This window comes from Novosphingobium resinovorum, assembly GCF_027922145.1.
Lineage (GTDB): Bacteria > Pseudomonadota > Alphaproteobacteria > Sphingomonadales > Sphingomonadaceae > Novosphingobium > Novosphingobium resinovorum.
The window spans coordinates 18306-39028 of the sequence record NZ_BSFC01000006.1; the positions used below are offsets into that span (position 1 = coordinate 18306).

Consider the following 20723-nt stretch of genomic DNA (forward strand, 5'->3'; position numbering starts at 1 on the left):
GCACTTGTGGAAATTTTCACAGCGCGCGCTCCGAGGGATAAATCCGGTAGACCGCGCTCGCCCGCAGGATCATCGTCTCGCCGACATGGAGCGTGACGTGGGTGAACGCGAGGGTGGACGTCAGCCGGTCGATGCGCACAATGGCCTCGACCCACGCGCCCAGCGGGGCGGGCGCGAGGTAGTCGATGGAGAGATTGACCGTCGGCACCGAAGTGCGCGGCGGCCCGGTAAGGATGATCGCCTTGGCCATGACCACGTCCACGAACGTCGCCAGCATCCCGCCGTGGCAGGTCGGGCGCAAATTGCAGTGGACCGGCTCGACGCGGAAGCCGAAGCGCGGCGGAACGGTGCGGTCCTCGCGCTCCCCATTGGCCTCCCATGCATAATAGAAGGTGGCGCTTTGATCGGTGAAGGGGCCGCCGTTGTCGGTCGGCAGCCACGGGCGATCATCGGGCAGGACGGAAGGTGCAGCGGGGATTGCCAAGTCGGACTCCTTGTCGTAAATCGCACTCTTGTTACATAGTCGTACAAATCGACATGCCGTTACGCAAGCCGCGACGGGCCACGGAGAGACGGATGGGGTACAGTTTCGAGCAGCATAAGATCATCGGCGCGATCGAGGCCGACGACGGATTCTGGCGCGCGCTGGAAGACGGCAAGCTGCAACTGCCGCGCTGCACCGGCTGCAAGGGCTGGACCTGGCCCGCACACCACCGCTGCGGCCAGTGCGGATCGTGGGACTTCGCCTGGACCGACGTCGAGCCGCAGGGCACCGTCTTCACCTACACCCGCAGCCGCTACGCCTTCGACCGCGTGCTGGAGCGCAAGGACGACGTGCCTTACGTGACGCTGGTGGTCGAACTGCCCGGTGCCGACGGCGCGCGGGTGATGGGCGTCCTCACCGGCGACGAGAGCGGCCTTGCCATCGGTGCGCAGGTGCGCGGCCACATCCGCCCGCCCAGCGCGAAGACCAAGCACTACCCCGCCATCGAATGGGAACTGGTGCGCTAGGCGCGCCCCTTCGAGCGACGGATCATGAGGACAATCGTGGAGAGCAAATCGTGAGCAGGATGCGCGGCGCGGCGGCAATCGTCGGGATCGGCCAGACCCCCTATTACAAGCGCGGCACCTCGCCGGAACCCGAACTCAAGCTGGCGCTGCGGGCGATCACCGCCGCCGCCGAGGACGCCGGGATCGACGTGCGCGACATCGACGGCTTCGTCTCCTACGCCTCGGAACGCAGCGACGCGCCCAAGCTGATGCCGGCGCTGGGCACGCGCGAGTGCTCCTTCTCCTCGCTGGTCTGGTTCCACGGCGGCGCCCTTCCCGCCACGCTGAACCTCGCCGCGATGGCAATCCTATCCGGTCAGGCCGAGATCGTCGCCGTCTATCGCTCGATGGCCGAGACCAGCAGCCAGCGCCTGCGGGTGATGGTGGCGCAGAACGACACTTCGGCGCAGTATCTGGTGAACGGCCTCGATTCCCCCGCGCAGATCCTTGCCCTGCGCGCGCAGCGGCTGATGGAGTACCACGGCGTCCCGCAATCCGCCCTGCTGGCGACGACGCAGGCCTCCTACTACCACGCGCACAACAACCCCCACGCCTATGGCCGCAACATCGAGATCACCGACGAGGTCTACGCCAATGCGCGGATGATCTCCGAACCCTATCGCCTGTTCGACTGCTCGCGCGAGAACGACGGCGCCGCCTGCGTCATCCTCGTCTCGGCCGAGCGGGCGAAGGACTTGAAGCAGAAGCCCGCCTACGTCCTCTCCGCACCGATGGGCACCATGGAGGGCGGCGGCGCGCTGGAGGAGAACTGGCGTCCCTACTATGCCACGGCGGGCCAGAAGGAACTGGCCGACCGCATGTGGCGGGAATCGGGCTATGGCCCGAAGGACGTCGACGTCGCGCAGGTCTACATGAACATGAACGCGATGGGCATCGGCTCGATGATCGACCACGGCTTCTTCAGCTTCGAGGAAGCGGGCGAATTCTGCACCCTCGACAACCTCATCGCGCCCACCGGCCGTCTGCCGATAAACACCTCGGGCGGCGACCTCGGCGAAGGGTTCATCCACGGCATGGGCCTGATCCCCGAGGCGGTGCGCCAGATCCGCGGCACCTCGACCAACCCGGTGCCGGATGCGAAGCTGTCGCTCGTCACCGGCGGCCCCGGCGACATCATGAGCAGCACCGCCCTGCTCGGCAGCGAGGAGACGCTCTGATGGCCGTCACGATCGAACGCGCGCTCAAATGGTGGGCCCGCGACAAGCCAGAAGCGCTGGCGCTGCATTACGACGGCGAGACGCTGACCTTCGGCGAACTCCACGCCTGGGCCTCGCGCATCGCCGCGTTCCTCGGCGAACAGGGCGTGCGGCCGGGCGACCGCGTCGCGATGGTGGCGAACAATGCGCTCGACTACGCGGTGCTGATCGTCGGCACCGTGCTGTCGGGCGCGATCGCCGCGCCCCTCAGCTTCCGCGCCAGCGCGCGCGATCTGGCGAAGTCGTTCGGGATCACCCACCCGGCGCTCGTCTTCAGCGACGCCGACCGGGCGGGCGTGGTCGGCGAAGCGCTGGCACCGGGCATGCGCCACGTGCCCCTCGCCATCGTGCGCGAACTGCGCGGCGCGCCCGAACCCCACGCGCCCACTTTCGAGGCGCGCGCCGAAGACCCGCTGTTCATCATCGGCACCAGCGGCTCCACCGGCTTTCCCAAGGGCGTGATCTACAGCCACGGTGCGACGATGACTTACGCCGCCGAATTCGTGCTGATGCAGCCCGCGACCGGCCACGGCGGCGGCGCGCTGGTCACCGGCCCCTACAGTTCCGCGTCGGGCACGCTGTGCATGCTGCAGTTCCTTGCCGTGGGCGCGACGGTCTATTCCGAAAGCCGCTTCTCCCCCGAGAGCGCGCTACGGCTGCTACGCGATCACCGGATCACCACGTTCCTCGCCTCCACCATCTTCTTCGAGCGCATCGCCGCGCTGCCGGAATTCGAAAGCGCGGACTTGTCCTCGATCGCCTTCGCGCAGATCAGCGGGGCGCGGGTGAACCCGGCCCTCCTCGAACGCTACCGCGACAAAGGCGTGGTGCTGCGGCAGGCCTACGGCTCCACCGAAGCGGGCGGCGCCTGGGCCGCGCGGGACGAGACGGTGGTGGCCGCACCCGAAAAGTGCGGCCCTGGCGCGATGTTCTCGCGCTTCAAGGTCGTGCGCGCGGACGGTTCGCCCGCCGATCCGGGCGAGGCCGGCGAGATCCTGATCGCAAGCGACGCGCTCGCCACCGGCTACTGGAACGATCCCGAGCAGACCGCCGCCACCTTCAGGGACGGCTGGCTGCACACCGGCGATCGCGGCATGCTGGATGCGCGCGGCAACCTCACCTTCATCGACCGGATCAAGGACATCATCATCACCGGCGGCCTCAACGTCTCGGCGATGGAAGTCGAAGGCGCGATCTGCGAGATGGCCGAGGTCGAGGAAGCGGTCGTCATGGCCGTGCCCGACGACGACTTCGGCGAGGCGCCGCTCGCCATCGTCCACGGCCCGGCGGCGGAGGGCATCGAACCGGCCGCCGTGATCCGCCACTGCCGCGAGGCGCTGGCGAGCTACAAGGTGCCGCGCTACGTCGCCATCGAGCCCGAACCGTTCCCGCGCCTGCCCTCGGGCAAGATCGACAAGACCACCGTGCGCGCGAAATACGCCGAGCGGCACAAGGTGCTGGAGAAGCTGCGGTAGGGGCGCAGGCACAGTTAAGCCCCCCTCGCCTCCAACCCGCGTCGCCGCCGCAGCGTGCGGCGTCGGCGTGCGCCGTCCCCACCCCTCGTCATTGCGAGCGCAGCGAAGCAATCCAGAGCGGCCTCATACTGCCCTGGATTGCTTCGCTGCGCTCGCAATGACGAGGGACGCGCGGCATCACCATCAATCGAGATCGATGATCCGCGCCTCGCCCGTCGCGGTATCGAGCACCGCGCAGCTACGCACGAACCCGCGCGGCTCGGGGCGGCCCTCGCCGACCGAGCCGGGGTTTATCACCAGCGTTCCGCCCAGACGCCGCACCACCGGCACATGCGTGTGCCCGTAGATCAGCACGTCGGTTCCCTCCTCCTCGAACCCGGCGAAGCGCGGGTGCGCGGGGGTGACGTAGGCAAAGTCGCCCGCCCACGGCGTCGCATGAACGACACGTACCCTCAGGCCGCCCAGATCGAGGCGCAGTTCCTCCGGCCGCCCGGCCAGCCACGCTCCCGTCACCGCATCGATACGACCGCGCGCACCTTCGCCCGAAAGGAAGGCAAGGTCGTGGTTGCCAAGGATCGTCTCCGCGCCCAGCGCCTGCAGCAGAGCGACGGTGCGACTGCAGAACCGGCTCTGGTCGATCACGTCCCCGGCGCAGATCAGCCGGTCGATCGCGCCCATCCGCGCGGCCGCCATCGCCAGCGCATCGTGCTGGCAATGGACGTCCGAGACGATCCCGATCCTCACACCCCGCCGACGAATGCAGGGCCGCCGCGCCACAGCGGCCAGAGCCCGGTCTTCACCGCCGCAACGTCGATATCGGAGGCCCGCATCACCCGCCCCTCGGCGACGAGCGCCCGGGCTTCGGCCACCCCAGCCGTGACCAGCGCCTCGACGATTCCCGCGTCCACCGCGCCACCGCCCTCGCCGGGGATCGCCTCGGGTCCGAAGCCGTAGTCCCGCGCGGAGGCGACGATGTCGGCCATGTCCTGCCCCTCGGCCAGCAGGCGATCGACCGCCCGCGCCAGCGCCGCCGAAAGCCGATCGGCCACACGCTCCGCGCCGGGCGTGACGAAGATCGCCTGCACGCCTTTGCTGCGCAGCATCGCCATGACGCCCAGCGCTACTTCCGGCGCGGTCCGGTCAGCGACGGCAATCTCCCACATCCCCTCGCCGATCGATAGTCCGACCACGTGCGAGAGGTCAGGTTCCGACGGCGCGTCGAGTCCAGCCGCGTCGCACAGGATCACCGCGTCCTGTCCCTCCGGCAGACCGAGCCGCAGCAGGCGGTCGTCCACCTCGCCCTGCAGCGTGACGCATGCCAGCGCGCGGGGCTTCACGGCTTCCGCTCCCGGCAGCTTCGCGGCGGCGCGCTCGGCGAAGAACAGGTGGCGCTGGGCCGCCGATTCCGGGCTGGCCGTCAGCGCGCGGGCAATATCGCGTTCGCGCACAATGCCTTCCTCGAAAGGCAGCGTCGCAGCGGCCTCGATCGCCTGCAACGCGCCCTCCGGCGCCTTCAGCCCCACGAACAATTCCGGGTTGCGAGCACGGAAGGCCGCGAAGATGCTTTCGATCTCAGCCGCATCGCCGTTCATCGCTACATCGCGCACCCGCCGCAGCGGACGGCCTTCGCGCAGCACCTGCTCGGCGAAGGCGACCGCCTGCTCCTCCAGCCTGCCCTCCTCCACCACCGCATCGATCAGGCCGAGTTCGAGCGCCTCCGCCGCGCCGACCTTGCGGCCCAGCGCGATCATCTCCACCGCCGCCTCGACGCCGACGATCCGCGGCACCCGCTGCGTCCCCCCCGCCCCCGGCAGCAGGCCGAGCGCCACTTCGGGCAGGCCCACCGTGGTCGAGGGCACCGCCACGCGGAAATGCGCCGCCAGCGCCAGCTCGAACCCGCCGCCCAGCGCCGTGCCGTGCATCGCCGCGATCACCGGTTTGCCGGACGCCTCGAACGCGGCCATGACATCGCCCAAGAGCGGCGGTTCGATCGGGCGGTTCAGTTCCTTGACGTCGGCCCCCGCGAAGAACGTCCGCCCCGCGCACAGGATGATCAGCGCCCGGATCGATTCGTTCGCAAGCACCTGATCGACGCCCTCGCACAGCGCCACGCGAACATGGTGGCTGAGCGCGTTGACCGGCGGATTGGCTACCGTAAGTACCGCTATGGTGCCGTTGTGTGCCGTTAGGTGCGCGGTCTGTGCCGTCGCTGCGCTCATTGTCGTCTCCCAAGTCGATGATCTGCTTGACGCTGATTGCCTCAAGACGACAAAAGGTGCAATAAGTGACCAATCGAGCGAATAACGCACGATAATCAAGGAGAGGGTCTTGACGCTGGCATCCGACATCCGTGCCCGCCTGGTGCTGCCGGCAATCTGCGCGCCGATGATGCTGGTCTCCGGACCGGAACTGGTCGGCGCCGCCGCCAAGGCCGGGATAATGGCCGGATTGCCGCGCCACAATGCCCGCACCCGCGAAGAATTCGCGCAGTGGCTGGAAGACCTCCACCGCGACCTCTCCATCCACCGCGAACGCCATCCCGAAGCGCGCATCGGCCCGGTCGCCGCCAACATCATCGCCAGCCGTCCCCTGGAGGAAACGCTCCCCGACATCCGCCTGTGCATCGCGCGCGGAATCACGCATTTCATCACCGCCCTCGGCAACCCCGCCGAGATCGCCAAGGCCATCCACGACCACGGCGGCACGATCCTGCACGACGTCACCAACTTGCGCTTCGCCGAAAAGGCCATCGCGGCGGGCGTCGACGGGCTGGTATGCATCGGCAGCGGCGGCGGCGGGCATTCGGGCACGCTCAACGCGCTGGCCTTCCTGCCGCGCGTCCGGGCGATGTGGGACGGGCTGATCGTGTTCGCGGGCGCCGTCTCCTCCGGCGCGGCGATCCGAGCCGCCGAAGTGCTGGGCGCGGATCTCGTCTACCTCGGCACGCGTTTCATCGCCACGCAGGAATCCAGCGCCCCGCCCGCGTACAAGGCGATGCTGGTCGAGCATGCCTCGGCCGACCTCGCCTATACCCCTGCGATCACCGGCGTCCCCGCCAACTGGCTGCGTCCCTCTCTGGAAAACCGGGGCATCGCGCCCGAGACACTCCCTCCCGCGACGCGCAGCTACGCGCATCTGCCCGAGGACATCCGCCCCTGGCGTGACTTGTGGAGTGCAGGCCAGGGCATCGACCTGATCGGCGACGTGCCCGATGTCGCCACCCTCGTCACACGCCTGCGCCGCGAATATGCCGAAGCCTGTGCGCTTCCCGACATGGCCAAGGCGGCCGCGCATGCCTGACCCCGAAGCGCCGATTCTGGTCAAAGATCGCGACGGCATCCGTCGCATAACACTCAACCGACCAGCCGCGCGCAACGCGATGACGCGCGCGATGCGCCGCGATTTCGCCGCTCTGATGGCCCGGACGGCCGAGGACACCGGAATCGGCGCCGTCATCCTGACCGGCGCGCAGGGCTGCTTCAGTGCCGGAGTGGACCTCAAGGACCGGCCGGACGGCGCCGCTCCGGTCAAGCCCGACCCGGCCGCCGCGTTGCGCTCGCTCGGCAAGCCTGTGATCGCCGCGATCGACGGGCCCTGCCTGACCGGCGCGCTGGAAATGGCGCTGTCCTGCACTATGGCGATCGCCACCCCAGCCGCGTGCTTTGCCGATACGCATTGCAAGGTCGGCTTCTTCCCGCGCTGGGGCGGCGCATCGCTGCTGGTGCGCGCCGTTGGCACTCAGCGCGCGGCACAGATGATGCTGACCGGAGAACCGATCGACGCTGCCACCGCGCTCGCCTGGGGGCTCGTCAACGAAGTGGTCGCGCCCGAAGCTCTGCTGCCCCGCGCCGAGGCGCTGGCGACGACGATGATGACCCGTGCAGCCGCGCAGCCGCTTACATTCGACCTTCACATGCAGTTCCTGCGCGATGCCGCGGCAGGAAAGGACACCATGCGCTCCGAAGCGAACATGCTCTCCCTGTTCGACGAAGTACGCCACGAGAGGACCATCACCACGTCATGACTACGCTCGACGGCTACGACTACATCATCGTCGGCGCAGGCTCTTCGGGCTGCGTCCTCGCCAACCGCCTGAGCGAAGACCCGAAAGTCCGCGTGCTGCTGCTGGAGGCGGGCGGCAGCGACAAGCACCCCTTCATCGCCATGCCGCGCGGCCTCGCCAAGATCATGGCGAACATGCGCTATATCTGGCCGTTCATGACCCGGCCCGAGCGCGGATCGAACGACACCGCCGAATTCTGGGCACGCGGCCGGGTTCTGGGCGGATCGAGTTCGGTCAACGGCATGGTCTACAATCGCGGAAGCGCGGCGGACTTCGACGAACTCGCCGCGCTGACCGGCCCGGAATGGAGCTGGCTCCACATCGGCGAGGCCTATCGCCGGATGGAAAACCATGAACTCGGCCCCGACGCGACGCGCGGCGATGCCGGGCCGCTGCGCATCTCGATGCCGGAAACGCACAACACGCTGACCGAAGCGGTACTGGACGCGGGCGCGACGATGGGCCTCGCCAAAGTCGAAGACGTCAACGATCCCGCCGACGTCCCGCGCATCGGCTATGCCCCGCGCACGATCTGGAAAGGCCGCCGCCAGAGCGCCGCGACCGCGTTCCTGCTGCCGGTGCTGAACCGCCCGAACCTGACGGTGGAAACGGGCGTCGTCGTCGATCGCGTACTGTTCGAAGGCAAGCGCACCGTGGGTGTGATCGCGCGCCGGAACGGGCAGGAACTGCGCTTCGCTGCCGGGCGCGAGGTGATCCTCAGCGCCGGTGCGCTCGCCAGCCCGGCAATCCTGCAGCGCTCGGGCATCGGCCCTGCCGCCCTGCTCGAACGGATCGGCGTGCCGGTGGTCCACGACAATCCGGCCGTGGGCGAAAACCTGTTCGAGCATCGCGGCGTCGTGTTCCAGTGGCGCGTGCCCGATGCGGTATCGCAGAACCGCGAGTTTAGAGCCCTCGGCCTCGTGCGCAGCGTCCTGTGCTATTACCTGAAGCGCAAGGGGCCGATGGCGGGCGGCGCCTACGACATGGGCGCCTGGCTCAAGTCCGACCCCGCCCTTGCGCGGCCGGACATGCAACTGCTGATCTCGCCGTTCACCTTTGATTTCAGCGCCGTGCCGATCAGGGTGGAAGATCAGGGCGGCCTCAATATCTGCGTCTACCCGATCCGCCCGAAGTCGCGCGGGAGTCTCGCCATCGCCTCGCGCGATCCCGAGGCACTGCCCGATATCGCGCCCTGCTACGTCACCCATGACGAGGACCGCGCGATGGTGGCGACGATCTTCGCGACCGCCCGCCGCTTCGTCGCGCAGGCACCGCTCGCCGCCTATATCGAGGCCGAGACCCGTCCCGGCCCCGAGCACGCCAGCGAGGAGGCGATCGAGGCGGCCTATCTCGCCACCGGTTACACCAATTACCACGCCTGCGGCACTTGCCGGATGGGCCGCGACGCTGCCTCTGCCATCGACCCGCAGCTGCGGGTGCGAGGCGTCGAGGGACTGCGCGTGGTTGACACCTCGATCTTCCCGTTCATGCCTGCCGGCAACACCAACGCGCCCGCGATGGTCGTCGGCTGGCGCGCCGCAGACCTGATCCTGGGTGGGGAAGAGTGATACGCGGGACTTGTCGAAAGTCCTCCAACCGTACAATAATCGCACAGTTGATTGGTAAAGGGTGACGTACATGGCGGGCGCCAACGCAGAAGAACTGGTCGAGGCGGGAACGGGCAAGAAGCCGGTACGCGACGTCGATCGGATGGGCGGCTTCGCCAAGGGTCTCGCCGTGATCGAGGCCTTCGGCAAGGGGCGCGACAGGTTGACGATCGCCGAAGTCGCGCGCCTGAGCGGGCTCGACCGTGCTTCGGCCCGCCGCTGCCTGCTGACGCTGGTGGAGCTGGACTATGCGGTCGCCGACGACCGCTATTTCGAACTGACCCCCCGCATCCTGAAGTTGGGCCAGTCCTACCTCTCGGCCTCGCTGCCGCAACTGCTGCGCCCGGCACTGTCGCAACTGGCCAACCGCATCGGCGAGAGCTGTTCGGCCGCCGTACTCGACCATCACGAGATCGTCTACATCGCGCGCGATACGCAGCATCACATCGTCGGCACCGGCCTGCATCCGGGCAGCCGCCTGCCCGCCTACTGCACTTCGCTCGGCCGAGTGCTGCTGGCGGCGCTGCCGGTGGAGGCGGCGAAGAAGACCATCGAAAGCAGCGTGCGCCAGCCCCTCACCGGCCACACGCTGACTTCGGTGAAGGATATCATGGCCGAGATCGCGCGGGTGCGCGAGCAGGGCTATTCGATCATCGACCAGGAGGTTGCGCCCAATTCGCTGTCGATCGGCGTGCCGGTCATCAACAGCACCGGCAGCACGATCGCCGCGATCAACGTCGGCTTCCACGCTTCGCGCGGGAGCAAGGAGCGGATGGTCGAGGAAATCCTCCCCGCCATGCTCGACGTCCAGCGCTATCTGGCGGAGACCCTGCCCTGAAGGGCTGCCCCTAATTCGTCATTGCGAGCGTAGCGAAGCAACCCAGGGCGTATTGCTCGGCTCTGGATTGCTTCGCTACGCTCGCAATGACGATGTGGAAGGCTCCTAGCTTCCCTTGAACACCGGATCGCGCTTTTCCAGGAACGCGCGTGCGCCTTCCTTTTGGTCGTCGGTGAACAGCGTTAGCTGGTCGTAGGCGAGCGAGGTCTCGAACGCGCCTGCCGTCATCTGCTTGAGCAGCAGGTTGACCGACATTTTGCCGTAGGAAATCGCCAGCGGCGGCCCCGCCGCCAGACGGCGCGCATAGCCATCGACGAAATCGTCCAGTTCGGCATCGGGCACGCAGTAGTTGATGAGGCCGATCTCGGCCGCCTTCTCGGCGACGATCGCCTCGCCCAGCATCAGGTACTCCTTCGCCCGGTGGAAGCCGAGCAGCAGCGGGAAGAAGGCGACCCCGCCATCGCCCGGCGCTATGCCCATGCGCACGTGGGAATCGCAGAACTTCGCGCCTTCCGCCGCGATCACCATGTCGCAGGCGAGCGCGATGTTGACGCCCACGCCGTAAGCGGGCCCGCGCACCTTGGCGATGATCGGCTTTTCGGCATCGAGCATGTTCCAGAACAGGCGGCGCGCACTCTTCGTCGGCGGGCGGCCCTTCCGGCCCGTCTGGTTCTCGCCGTCCTGCATCGACAGGTCGGTGCCCGCGCAGAACGCGCCGCCCTCCCCGGTCAGGATCACCACGCGGATGTCATCATCGCGGTCGACATCGTCCCAGATGCGCTCGATCTCCTGGTGCATTGGGCGCGAGACGGCGTTCTTGCGGCGCGGATTGTTGAGCGTCAGCGTGCAGACGCCGTCGTTCTTGTCGATCTTGATCCACTGGTACTGGCTGGGATCGATGGCAGGCACGAAAATTCCCTTCTAATTACGAAAATGACGTCAACCCGCGCGCCGGTGGAAACGCATCGTCATCGACATGATGCCCTGCCCCAGCCCGCTTGAATAGGTGATCGGCGGCTCGGCCTCCAAAGCGAAGCCCTCGAAACGGTCGAGCAGTTCGGTAAAGGCCACGCGCATCTGGGCCTTGGCAACGAACGAGCCGACACAGCGATGCCGCCCCGCCCCGAAACCGACATGCATGTTGGGCTTGCGCCTGGCATCGATGCTTTCGGGGCAGGCGAACTTCGCCGGATCGCGATTGGCTGCGGCGAAGGCGACGAGCACGGAGTCCCCCACCTGCAGCGGCGTACCAGCCAGTTCGGTCGGCACCATGACCTCCCGCCGCAAATACGTGGAGGGCGAGGCGAAGCGCACGATCTCCTCGCTCACGGCGTCGATCGCGACCGGATCGGCGCGCAAGCGTGCGGCCTCGTCCGGGTTCTCGGCCAGCCACTTCATCATCGTCGCCAGCGCGATCGAGGTCGTGTCGAAGCCGCCGACGAGGATTTGGCGCACCATCGACATCTGCTCCGCCGCGCTAAGAGCCCGCCCCTCCACCTGCCCGCGCAAGATCGAGGCGACGACATCGTCATCCGCATCGCTCAGCGTCCAGCGGCGCTGCGCGATCACGTCCTCCGCGAAAATCCTGAGCCGCTCGGCCGCACCGGTCGGGGTGCCGGTGGCGACTTCGTGGTGGAGATCCTCGACCATCTGTTCCAGTTCGCCGGCATGGCTGCGGTCGATCCGCATGATGTCGAGCGCGACCACGATCGGCAGCGGCCGCGCGAAGACGCGCACGAAATCGAACGGCTCGTCATCGGGAATGCGTGCGATAAGGCCCCGCGCGATCTCGCCGATGGCGGGCTCCAGCGCGCGGGCATGCGGGCCGTCGAGCAGCGGCTGCATCAGCGCACGATATTCGCCATGAAGCGGCGGGTCGATCTCGGCCGGGATGTGAAAGCTGCGGATGCCGCCGGGCGGCGGCAGGGTAATGCCCTTGCCCGATCCAAAGACCGCGGGCGTCATCAGCACCTTCAGCGCATCCTCGTGCCGGGCAGCGACGTAGAACCCGCCATGGCGCGGCGAATGGACGAGCCCGTCGCGTTCGCGCAGACGGCTCCAGATGCACGGGCCGCGCTCATACGCATCGGCCGCGTGGATATCGAGATCGACGTCATCGCCCGGGCCTTGCGCCATCCCTATCTCCATATGGGCGATAATCGCCCTATTGTTTCTTATTCGACCATTGACAGCATTCGGGCCCTCCCTGTCAACCCGCTTCGTGCATGGCCGCACCGCCGTTCAGCCGGAGGACCGAGCCATCGACCTCGTCGAACCGCGACAGATCAAGGTTGGCCAATGTCGCCGAGAGGCTGCGACGGAACAGGTCGAGGATTTGCGCGACACCATGCTCCCCGCCTGCTGCGAGACCCCAGAGCCACGGCCTGCCGATCAGCGCGGCATTCGCCCCAAACGCGCGGGCACGCACGAGATCGGCGCCGCGCCGCAAGCCGCCGTCGAGCAGGATTTCGCAGCGCCCGCCCACCGCCTCGGCAATAGCGGGCAAGGCATCGAGCGTCGCTGCCGATCCGTCGAGCACCTTGCCGCCGTGGTTGGACACAACGATACCGTCGACCCCGCACTCCAGCGCCTTGAGCGCGTCACCCGGCCGCATCACGCCCTTGAGCACCAGCGGCCCCGACCAGCGCTTGCGCACCCACCGCAAGTCATCCCAGCCCAGCGGGGTCCGGGTCAGCAGTCGCCCGGCATCGGCGACACGCAGCATCGTGCCGTCGTCCCGCCGGGGCGCATTCGGCGCGGGCATGGCGAGGCCCCCGCGCAGGAGCGACCATAGCCAGCGCGGCCTGCCCAGCGCCGAAGGAGCGAAGCGCAGGATCGAGGCCGGATCGCCCGGATCGGGCAGCGGCGGTGCGATCCGGTCTGCGGGCGATACACCGGCGATGTCCGCCGTCACCACGAGGACGCGGCACCCCGCCTCGCGCGCCAGGTCGATGCAATAGCCTGCGCCGTCGCGGCCGCCGATCATGTAGAGCTGGAACCAGCAGTCCGGGTTCGCTGCCACCACGTCCCCGGCCGGCGCGCTCGCCCACGTGCTGATCGCGATAGGCAGGCCATGGCGTGCCGCCGCCCGCGCCGCGCCGAGTTCACCGTCGGCATGGACGATGCGCACGAACCCGGTTGGGGCGATGGCCAGGGGCATCGCGCATCTGCGGCCCAGAATGGTCGTCTCAAGATCGGGGCGGGTCGCGGTAGGGCAGGCGGCGGGCAGGAAATTCCACCGGGCGAACGCTGCCTCGTTGGCGCGCACGGTGGCCTCGTCCTCCTTGCCGCCGTCGATGTAGTGGAACACCGCCGGTGGCAGGCGCCGACGCGCGATTTCCCTTGCTTCCGCGACGCTTCGGAACATCCGGACTCTCTCCTCCGCTGCGCTCCGCCGGACCGGCAGCCGCGATCAATGTTTGATTATCGCTCATTTGTTCAATATAGAATCACTTCGAGCAAGCCAAAAAAGCGCCGAGCCGCGTCATCCGGGAGAGAATATGTCATCGATGCCTGAGGGCTCCCCAGCGCCTGCGGACCTGCCGCCAGCCAGCGCTCGCAGTTGGCTCGTCGCTGGCTTGCTCGCGTTCTGCTACACCATCGGCTACCTCGACCGGCAGGTCATCAGCCTGCTGATCGCGCCGATCCAGGCGGCGCTGCATATCGACGACACCCGGTTCGGACTGCTCCAGGGCGTCAGCTTCTCGCTCTTTTACGTCGCCGCGACGCTGCCGTTGGCCTGGCTGGCCGACCGCACGCGCCGTTCGCGGGTGATGAGCGGATGTGTCGCGGCCTGGAGCGTGATGACGATGGCCTGCGGTTTCGCGGGCACATTCGGGCAGATGATGGCCGCGCGCATCGGCGTGGCGGTAGGCGAGGCAGGCCTCACCCCCGCCGCGCTGGCAACGCTGTCCGACCGCTTCAATCGTCGCCAACTGGCGACAGCGACCTCGTTCTACATGCTCGCGCCTTTCATCGGCGGCGGCTTTGCGCTCGGCCTAGGCGGGGCGATCTATGCCTGGGCGGACGGTCTCGAACCCGGCTCGGTGCCGATCCTGAGCAGCATCAACGCATGGCAGGCGGTGTTCCTGATCGTCGGCGCGCTCGGCCTGATACCCGCAGCGCTGCTGCTCCTGATCGTGGACCGCAAGGCCGCTGCATCGCCGAAGGAAACCTCGCCCGGCTTCGGCGAGGTCTTCGCACTGTTCGGCCGGCACTGGCAGATTTTCGTGCTCTACCAGCTGGCTATGGCCGCGGTGATGATCCTGCTCGCGAGCTACATCAGCTGGCTCCCCGCCGCGATCATGCGCTCCAAAGGAATCGACGAGGCGGAAGTCGGGCGATTGTTCGGCCCCGTCTACCTCATATGCGGAGCGGCGGGGACGCTTTCGGCCGGGATGCTGGTATCCCGCCTCGCAAGACAGGATCCGGCGGGTACGGTTCTGCGAGTCATCCTGTGCGCACTCGCACTCGTCTGGCCTCTCGCCGCCTTCGGGCTGCTGACATCCTCGCTCTATCTCGAACTGACGCTGATGGGCGCGGCGCTGTTCCTCATTAGCTGCGTGACGAGCCTTTCCTCGCTTACCTTCCAGTACATCACCCCGCGCCACCTTCGCGCGCAGGTGATGGCGATCATGGCGATGACCGCCGCGTTGCTCGGCACGGGGCTGGGGCCGATTCTGTCCGGCTACATGAGCGATCGCCTGACCGGCTTTGCGCATCCGCTGTCGGCATCGCTGGCGATCATCGGCGCAATCGCCGTACCCGTCGCCTTCGCGCTGATGGCGCTATCGCTGCGGTATCACTCAAAAACGCGGCTCGACCTTCAGCTGCAAGCACCGGAGCACACATGACCAGACCTGTCGCTTGCATCATCGGCGCCGGTTCGGGGATCGGCCGGGCGACCGCCGAAGTCCTCCACCGCGAAGGCTATGACCTGATTCTCGCCGACCTGTCGACCGAAGGACTAGAGCCACTGCGCATCGCCTTCAATGCGCAAGTAGCTGCCCTGGACATAGCAGACAGGCACGCGCTTGGGCTTTTTGCGAACGGCCTGCCGGAGATCGACGCGCTGGTACTGACGGCGGGCCTCTCGCCAAGTATGGGAAGTTTCGAGCGCATACTTGCCGTGAATCTCACGGCGACCGCGGCCGCTGTCGAACTGCTGAGACAGCGCCTGCGGGCTGAAGGAGCCGCGATCCTCATAAGTTCGATGACCGCCCACACGGCACCGGTTGAAGACCCGCGCATTGCCGCTTTGCTCGACCAGCCCGAAAAACCAGATCTCGCCGCCCGGTTGAGTGAACTCATTGGTCCGGAAGCGGCATTGCCTGGGATGGCATACGCGCTTTCCAAGGCCGGGATTCTGCGCATGGCACGCCGGTTTGCGACACCGTTCGGTCGTCAGGGACACCGCATCTGCTCGATCTCGCCAGGATGCATTGACACGCCGATGGGGCGTCTGGAGATGGGCCGCAGCGAAACATCGCGAAACGCCTTGAAGGCCGCACCAATTCCTCGTTCAGGAACTTCCGAAGAAGTATCAGAGGCAATAGCCTTTTTGGTGTCTCGACGGGCCAGCTACATTACCGGGTGTGATCTTCAAGTTGATGGTGGCTGGGTGGGCGCGTCACTTGCGGATCCTCCGGGTTCATCCCTGAAAAGTGCTGTCGCGCTGGCTCGATTGAAAGATTGACAACCCTTACGAGACATTCAGAGGTCAATTTAGCGCTCTCAGGAGCAGGCCATCTGCTTTAGCAAGCTTGATCGATCATGGCGGTCATATCTTTCTCTAGCCCCTATGAACATTGGGCGTCATCTTCGCATGAAGAAATCACTGGGAACGACCAGTTCGATGACATCGCCCTTCACTTCTTCGGGTGGCCTCGGCAGCGGGGCGGCGCGCTTTGGCCTGCAGTCGGTCGTCGCGAACTTCGTCAGCGGTATTGTTCTGCTCATCGAAAGGCCGATCAAGGAAGGCGACTGGATCGAGATCGCAGGCTATTCCGGCCATGTCCGCAAGGTCGCATTCCGCTCGACGCACATCGAAACAGCCGATCACCACGAAGTAGCATCTCCAACAACGAACTGGTGGCTGGTAGCCTCAAGAAACTGACTTATGGCGACAGCGAGGGACGGATCGTGCTGCCGGTAGGCGTCGCTTATGGTTCCGAACCGGAAAAGGTGCGCAAGCTGCTCGCCGACATAGCGGTATCGCACGAAAAGGTACTGGGCGATCCGCCTCCTCGCGTCGTGATCGACACCTTGGGCGACAATGCGATCAACCTCAACCTGCTGTGCTTCTTGGGCGACGTGAACCAGCGCATGACCGTGCGATCCGACCTCTACTTCGCGATCATCAAGGCGTTGGACGAGGCCGGCATCTCCATTCCGTACCCTCAGCGCGAATTATGGCTTCACGACGCCCGGATGCCTCAGGCTGCAAAGGATTTGTGACCGACTGTCACATCCATTACCCTGCCGCCCGCTATCCGTTCCCGCATCTTGAGGTGAAGACTGGATGACGCATTCATGACCTTGCCCGTCGAAGCATCCGCCGATCACGAACACAGCGTCCCGTTCTTCTGGCCCTTTGCAGCGGCGCTGACGCTTGGCGAACAGGCCGTCGAGACGATGCAGCGCAACCTCGACTTCGCGGTCGAGGCGGGCCGCATCGAGCATCCGCCCGAGCCGGAATGGGCCACGGCAAACATCGTGCGCCTCGATCTGGCGACCATGCGGTTGCGGGAGTTCGGTGGAGAAGGCGCCAGCGGAACGCCGGTCCTGATCGACGCGCCCTTCGCCGGGCACAGTTCCACAATCGCCGACTACGCCGATGGCCAGAGCCTCGTGCAAACGCTGATGGCAAGCGGCATCTCCAACGTCTTCGCGACGGACTGGAAGCCCGCAACGGCGGAAATGCGCTACTTCGACATCGACACCTACCTCGAACAGCTCAACGTCGCAGTCGATGATCTTGGCGGAAAGGTCCATCTCATCGGGCTGTGCCAGGGTGGATGGCTCAGCACGATGATGGCCGCGCGGTTTCCGGGCAAGGTGAAGAGCCTGACCCTCGCCGGATCGCCCATCGATACCGACGCGGGACACGGACCGATCCGCGAGCTTGCCCATGCCATGCCGATGTCGGTCTATGAAAAAATGGTCGGCGCGGGCGGCGGCAACATGCCCGGCGATTTCATGCTGACGGGCTGGAAGAACATGCATCCCGACAAGCAGTACGTCGAGAAGTTCGAGGCGCTCTACCGCAACATCGAGGATCGCAACTACATCGCCCGCACCGAGAAATTCGCCAGCTGGTACGAGAACCCGCTGGACCTGCCGGGCCGCTACTACCTCCAGGCGATCAGCCAGCTGTTCAAGGAAAACCGGCTCGCCAACGGCACTTTTAGCGCGCTCGGGCGGACGTTGGACCTGAAGGACATAACCATCCCCACCTACCTGCTGGCGGGCGAAGAGGACGATATCACCACCTCCGAGCAGGTTTTCCGCGCCCGCGACCTGTTCGGCACGGACTCCGGTCTGATCGAGAGCAGGCTGGTTCCCGGCGGGCATATCGGGCTGTTCATGGGGCACCGCACGCTGGCCGATGCCTGGCCGGAGATCGCGCGCTGGATTCTCGCGCATGACTGAGGCCGCCATCACCCAATCGACCGAGCGGTTGCTGGCCCGATGTGGCGGATTTCCGCCGATTCCGACCGCCGTGGTCCATCCCGTCACCGCCGTCGCGATCGAGGCGGCGGCCGATGCGGCACGGCGCGGGCTCATCGCTCCGGTGCTGATCGGGCCGCGTTCGCGCATCGAGGAAGCCGTGCACCAGGCGGCACTCAAAGGCACTCAATGGCCCATCATCGATACCGAACACAGCCACGAAGCCGCCACACAGGCCGCGATGCTTGCCGGAACCGGCAAGGTGGCTGCCATCATGAAAGGCTCCCTCCACACCGACGAACTGCTCGGTGCGATCCTCAAACCCGAGGCCGGCCTGCGTACCGAACGGCGGCTGTCGCATGCCTACGTCATGAGCATCGCGAGTTACCCCAAGCCGTTCATCATCACCGATGCCGCCGTCAATATCGCACCCGACCTTCCCGCCAAGGCCGACATCGTACAGAGCGCGGTGGACTTGTGGCGGGTGCTGTTCGACGCGCAGGCGAAGCCCAGGGTCGCGGTGCTCGCCGCCGTCGAGACAGTGAACCCGCGCATGCAGGCGACGCTGGACGCCGCCGCGCTGTGCAAGATGGCCGACCGCGGGCAGATCGCCGACTGCGTGATCGACGGGCCGCTCGCCTTCGACAATGCCGTTTCGCCCGAGGCCGCGCGGGAGAAGGGCATCGTCTCCCCGGTCGCGGGCGAGGCCGACATCCTCGTCGTGCCGGACATCGAGGCGGGCAACATGCTGGCCAAGCAACTCAGCTTCCTCGGCGGGGCGGAAGCGGCCGGGATCGTGCTGGGCGCGCGGGTGCCGGTCATGCTGGCCAGCCGCGCCGACAGCGAGCGGGCACGCCTGCTCTCCTGCGCCATCGCCGTGCTGCTGGCGCAGGCGCGGACCTCGGGCGCGATCCTGTGATCGCGGCGCCGGTTACTCCCGCAATCGCCACCCTCAACACCGGATCGTCGAGCCTCAAGTTCCGTATCTTCGCGCGTGCCAGTCTCGACCTGCTGATGGCCGGCAAAGTCACGGGCATCGGCACCGACTGCCGCATGAACGCGAAAGTCACCGGGACCGGCGCACAGATCACGCATGAACTGCCCGGCGCCGACCAGGAGGCCGCCCTCGCCGCCGTGATCGCCTGCATCGATGCACATGACGACGACTGGCGCATCGACGCCTTCGCCCATCGCATCGTCCACGGCGGCGCGACCTTCACCGCGCCCGTCATCGTCACGCCCGAAGTCATGGCCGAACTGCAGACGCTCTGCCCGCTGGCCCCGCTGCACCAGCCCTACAACCTTGCCGGCATCGCCGCGTCCGGCCGCCTCGCGCCCAATGCGCAGGACATCGCCTGCTTCGACACCGCCTTCCATGCCGGACATTCCGAGGTGGTCCACAGCTTCGCCCTTCCGCAAGCGATGCGCGAGGCGGGCGTACGGCGCTACGGCTTCCACGGCATCTCCTGCGAATGGATCGCGCGCATGCTGGCCGAGCAGCGGCCGGACCTTGCCGCAGGCCGCGTCGTCGCCGCCCATCTGGGCAACGGCGCCAGCCTCTGCGCGCTTCGCGGCGGGCGCAGCCTCGACACCACGATGGGCATGAGCGCGCTCGACGGCCTGCCGATGGGCAGCCGCAGCGGCGCGCTGGATGCAGGCGCGGTGACATACATGATGCGCCGCTTCGGCCTCGACGCAGACGCGCTCGACCACATGCTCTACGAGGAGTCCGGTCTCAAGGGCTTGTCGGGCCTGACCAACGACGTCGCCACGCTCGTCGCCAGCGACGATCCGCGCGCCGCCTTCGCGCTCGACTGCTTCACGTACCGCGTTGCGCAGTATGTCGGCGCGATGGCGGTGGCGATGGGCGGGATCGACGCGGTCGTCTTCACCGGCGGCATCGGCGAGAACGCACCGGGCCTGCGCGGCGCCGTCCTCGAACGCCTGGCCTTCCTCGGACCTGTCGAGAGCCTCGTCATCCCCGCCAACGAGGAGCGCATGATGGCGATCCATGCCCGTGCCTTGCTGGAGACCCAGTTGGAGTCAATGCCATGAAAGGCCTCATCGTCGGTCTTGCCAACGACCAGTCGCTCGCCTGGGGCTGCACCTCGGCACTGCGCGCTCAGGGCGCGACGCTCGCGCTGACTTACCTCAACGACAAGGCGCGCCCGCATGTCGAGCCACTGGCGCAGGCAGTGGAAGCGCCGATCTTCCTGCCTCTCGATGTGACGCGGCCCGAAGAGGTCGACGCCCTGTTCGATGCTATCGCGGCGGAATGGGGAAGCCTCGACTTCCTGCTCCATTCGATCGCCTTTGCGCCGAAGGAGGACTTGCAGGGCCGCGTGCTGGATTGCTCGGCCGAGGGTTTCGCGGCGGCCATGGACGTCTCGTGCCATTCGCTCATCCGCCTCGCCGCGCGCGCTGCGCCAATGATGACGAAAGGCGGCTCGATCCTGACAATGAGCTTCTACGGCTCGGAAAAGGTCATCCCCGGCTACGGCATCATGGGGCCGGTAAAGGCCGCGCTGGAGGCGAGCGTGCGCTACCTTGCCGCCGAACTCGGCCCTTCGGGCGTGCGCGTCAACGCGCTCTCCACCGGCCCGGTGCGGACCCGCGCCGCCTCGGGCCTGTCGCACTTCGACGATCTCATGGCGAAGGCCGCCGAGACCGCGCCGATGCACCAGCTAGTCACCATCGAGCAGGTGGGCGAGATGGCCGCATTCCTCCTCTCACCCCGCGCGCCGACGATCACCGGACAGACGATCTACGTCGATGCCGGATACAACGTTACCGGCTGAATCCCGA

21 protein-coding genes are annotated in these 20723 nt (G+C 67.0%); 15 read left to right on the forward strand and 6 right to left on the reverse strand.

Going from position 1 to position 20723, the window contains the following annotated elements; genetic code table 11:
* Positions 1–16 precede the first annotated feature (16 nt).
* Positions 17–484 (reverse strand): PaaI family thioesterase, encoded by a 468-nt coding sequence (locus PKE80_RS03620; RefSeq protein WP_271181318.1) that lies wholly within the window; start codon positions 482–484, stop codon positions 17–19.
* 92 nt (positions 485–576) lie between these two features.
* On the opposite strand from PKE80_RS03620, the gene PKE80_RS03625 reads away from it, so the two are divergent.
* Genes PKE80_RS03625 through PKE80_RS03635 form a run of 3 tightly spaced genes read left to right on the forward strand, consistent with a single transcriptional unit; the run spans position 577 to position 3742 of the window.
* A complete protein-coding gene (locus PKE80_RS03625; protein ID WP_271181319.1) occupies positions 577–1011 on the forward strand; it encodes a Zn-ribbon domain-containing OB-fold protein in 435 nt (144 codons plus the stop codon).
* A 59-nt stretch (positions 1012–1070) separates the two neighbouring features.
* Positions 1071–2228, forward strand: a complete 1158-nt coding sequence (locus PKE80_RS03630) for a thiolase C-terminal domain-containing protein (RefSeq protein ID WP_271181347.1) — start codon at positions 1071–1073, stop codon at positions 2226–2228.
* On the forward strand, positions 2228–3742 hold the full coding sequence (locus PKE80_RS03635; protein ID WP_271181320.1) for a class I adenylate-forming enzyme family protein: 1515 nt from the start codon (positions 2228–2230) through the stop codon (positions 3740–3742). Before PKE80_RS03630 ends, PKE80_RS03635 begins: the two co-directional genes overlap by 1 nt.
* Positions 3743–3925: 183 nt before the next feature.
* On the opposite strand, the gene PKE80_RS03640 is transcribed toward PKE80_RS03635, so the two are convergent.
* Together PKE80_RS03640 and PKE80_RS03645 are read right to left on the reverse strand one after the other, a co-directional pair.
* Positions 3926–4486: a metallophosphoesterase family protein gene (locus PKE80_RS03640; protein ID WP_271181321.1), complete on the reverse strand. Its 561-nt coding sequence runs from the start codon at positions 4484–4486 to the stop codon at positions 3926–3928.
* The gene (locus PKE80_RS03645) at positions 4483–5961 is read right to left on the reverse strand and encodes an enoyl-CoA hydratase/isomerase family protein (protein ID WP_271181322.1); all 1479 of its coding nucleotides are present in this window, start codon (positions 5959–5961) and stop codon (positions 4483–4485) included. Before PKE80_RS03645 ends, PKE80_RS03640 begins: the two co-directional genes overlap by 4 nt.
* 109 nt (positions 5962–6070) lie before the next feature.
* On the opposite strand from PKE80_RS03645, the gene PKE80_RS03650 reads away from it, so the two are divergent.
* The 4 genes from PKE80_RS03650 (at position 6071) to PKE80_RS03665 (ending at position 10250) form a co-directional block, all read left to right on the forward strand.
* Positions 6071–7042, forward strand: coding sequence for an NAD(P)H-dependent flavin oxidoreductase (locus PKE80_RS03650; RefSeq protein WP_271181323.1), 972 nt, complete (start codon positions 6071–6073; stop codon positions 7040–7042).
* Positions 7035–7766, forward strand: a complete 732-nt coding sequence (locus PKE80_RS03655; RefSeq protein WP_271181324.1) for an enoyl-CoA hydratase/isomerase family protein — start codon at positions 7035–7037, stop codon at positions 7764–7766. Before PKE80_RS03650 ends, PKE80_RS03655 begins: the two co-directional genes overlap by 8 nt.
* Positions 7763–9373 carry a GMC family oxidoreductase gene (locus tag PKE80_RS03660; protein ID WP_271181325.1) on the forward strand — a complete coding sequence of 537 codons (1611 nt, stop codon included), beginning with the start codon at positions 7763–7765 and terminating at the stop codon, positions 9371–9373. Before PKE80_RS03655 ends, PKE80_RS03660 begins: the two co-directional genes overlap by 4 nt.
* A 70-nt stretch (positions 9374–9443) precedes the next feature.
* Positions 9444–10250 carry an IclR family transcriptional regulator domain-containing protein gene (locus tag PKE80_RS03665; RefSeq protein WP_271181326.1) on the forward strand — a complete coding sequence of 269 codons (807 nt, stop codon included), beginning with the start codon at positions 9444–9446 and terminating at the stop codon, positions 10248–10250.
* Positions 10251–10355: 105 nt separating this feature from the next.
* On the opposite strand, the gene PKE80_RS03670 is transcribed toward PKE80_RS03665, so the two are convergent.
* From PKE80_RS03670 to PKE80_RS03680, 3 genes are all read right to left on the reverse strand, one after another.
* Complete coding sequence (locus PKE80_RS03670) at positions 10356–11159, reverse strand: enoyl-CoA hydratase/isomerase family protein (RefSeq protein ID WP_271181327.1); 804 nt, start codon at positions 11157–11159, stop codon at positions 10356–10358.
* Positions 11160–11189: 30 nt separating this feature from the next.
* The gene (locus PKE80_RS03675) at positions 11190–12386 is read right to left on the reverse strand and encodes a cytochrome P450 (RefSeq protein ID WP_271181328.1); all 1197 of its coding nucleotides are present in this window, start codon (positions 12384–12386) and stop codon (positions 11190–11192) included.
* A gap of 73 nt (positions 12387–12459) precedes the next feature.
* A complete protein-coding gene (locus PKE80_RS03680; RefSeq protein WP_271181329.1) occupies positions 12460–13617 on the reverse strand; it encodes an alpha-hydroxy acid oxidase in 1158 nt (385 codons plus the stop codon).
* 142 nt (positions 13618–13759) lie between these two features.
* Here PKE80_RS03680 and PKE80_RS03685 point away from each other — a divergent pair, with 142 nt between their 5' ends.
* From PKE80_RS03685 to fabI, 8 genes are all read left to right on the forward strand, one after another.
* On the forward strand, positions 13760–15103 hold the full coding sequence (locus tag PKE80_RS03685) for an MFS transporter (protein ID WP_271181330.1): 1344 nt from the start codon (positions 13760–13762) through the stop codon (positions 15101–15103).
* Positions 15100–15945 carry an SDR family NAD(P)-dependent oxidoreductase gene (locus PKE80_RS03690; protein ID WP_271181331.1) on the forward strand — a complete coding sequence of 282 codons (846 nt, stop codon included), beginning with the start codon at positions 15100–15102 and terminating at the stop codon, positions 15943–15945. Before PKE80_RS03685 ends, PKE80_RS03690 begins: the two co-directional genes overlap by 4 nt.
* A 129-nt stretch (positions 15946–16074) precedes the next feature.
* Positions 16075–16365, forward strand: coding sequence for a mechanosensitive ion channel domain-containing protein (locus PKE80_RS25290; RefSeq protein WP_370424474.1), 291 nt, complete (start codon positions 16075–16077; stop codon positions 16363–16365).
* Positions 16341–16706 carry a mechanosensitive ion channel family protein gene (locus PKE80_RS25295; protein WP_370424473.1) on the forward strand — a complete coding sequence of 122 codons (366 nt, stop codon included), beginning with the start codon at positions 16341–16343 and terminating at the stop codon, positions 16704–16706. Before PKE80_RS25290 ends, PKE80_RS25295 begins: the two co-directional genes overlap by 25 nt.
* 75 nt (positions 16707–16781) lie before the next feature.
* Positions 16782–17900 carry an alpha/beta fold hydrolase gene (locus PKE80_RS03700; RefSeq protein WP_271181332.1) on the forward strand — a complete coding sequence of 373 codons (1119 nt, stop codon included), beginning with the start codon at positions 16782–16784 and terminating at the stop codon, positions 17898–17900.
* The gene (locus PKE80_RS03705) at positions 17893–18837 is read left to right on the forward strand and encodes a bifunctional enoyl-CoA hydratase/phosphate acetyltransferase (RefSeq protein WP_430098927.1); all 945 of its coding nucleotides are present in this window, start codon (positions 17893–17895) and stop codon (positions 18835–18837) included. Before PKE80_RS03700 ends, PKE80_RS03705 begins: the two co-directional genes overlap by 8 nt.
* On the forward strand, positions 18834–19973 hold the full coding sequence (locus PKE80_RS03710; protein WP_271181333.1) for an acetate/propionate family kinase: 1140 nt from the start codon (positions 18834–18836) through the stop codon (positions 19971–19973). The genes PKE80_RS03705 and PKE80_RS03710 overlap by 4 nt, the downstream gene beginning before the upstream one ends.
* Positions 19970–20716, forward strand: a complete 747-nt coding sequence (gene fabI / locus PKE80_RS03715; protein ID WP_271181334.1) for an enoyl-ACP reductase FabI — start codon at positions 19970–19972, stop codon at positions 20714–20716. The genes PKE80_RS03710 and fabI overlap by 4 nt, the downstream gene beginning before the upstream one ends.
* Positions 20717–20723: the final 7 nt, after the last annotated feature.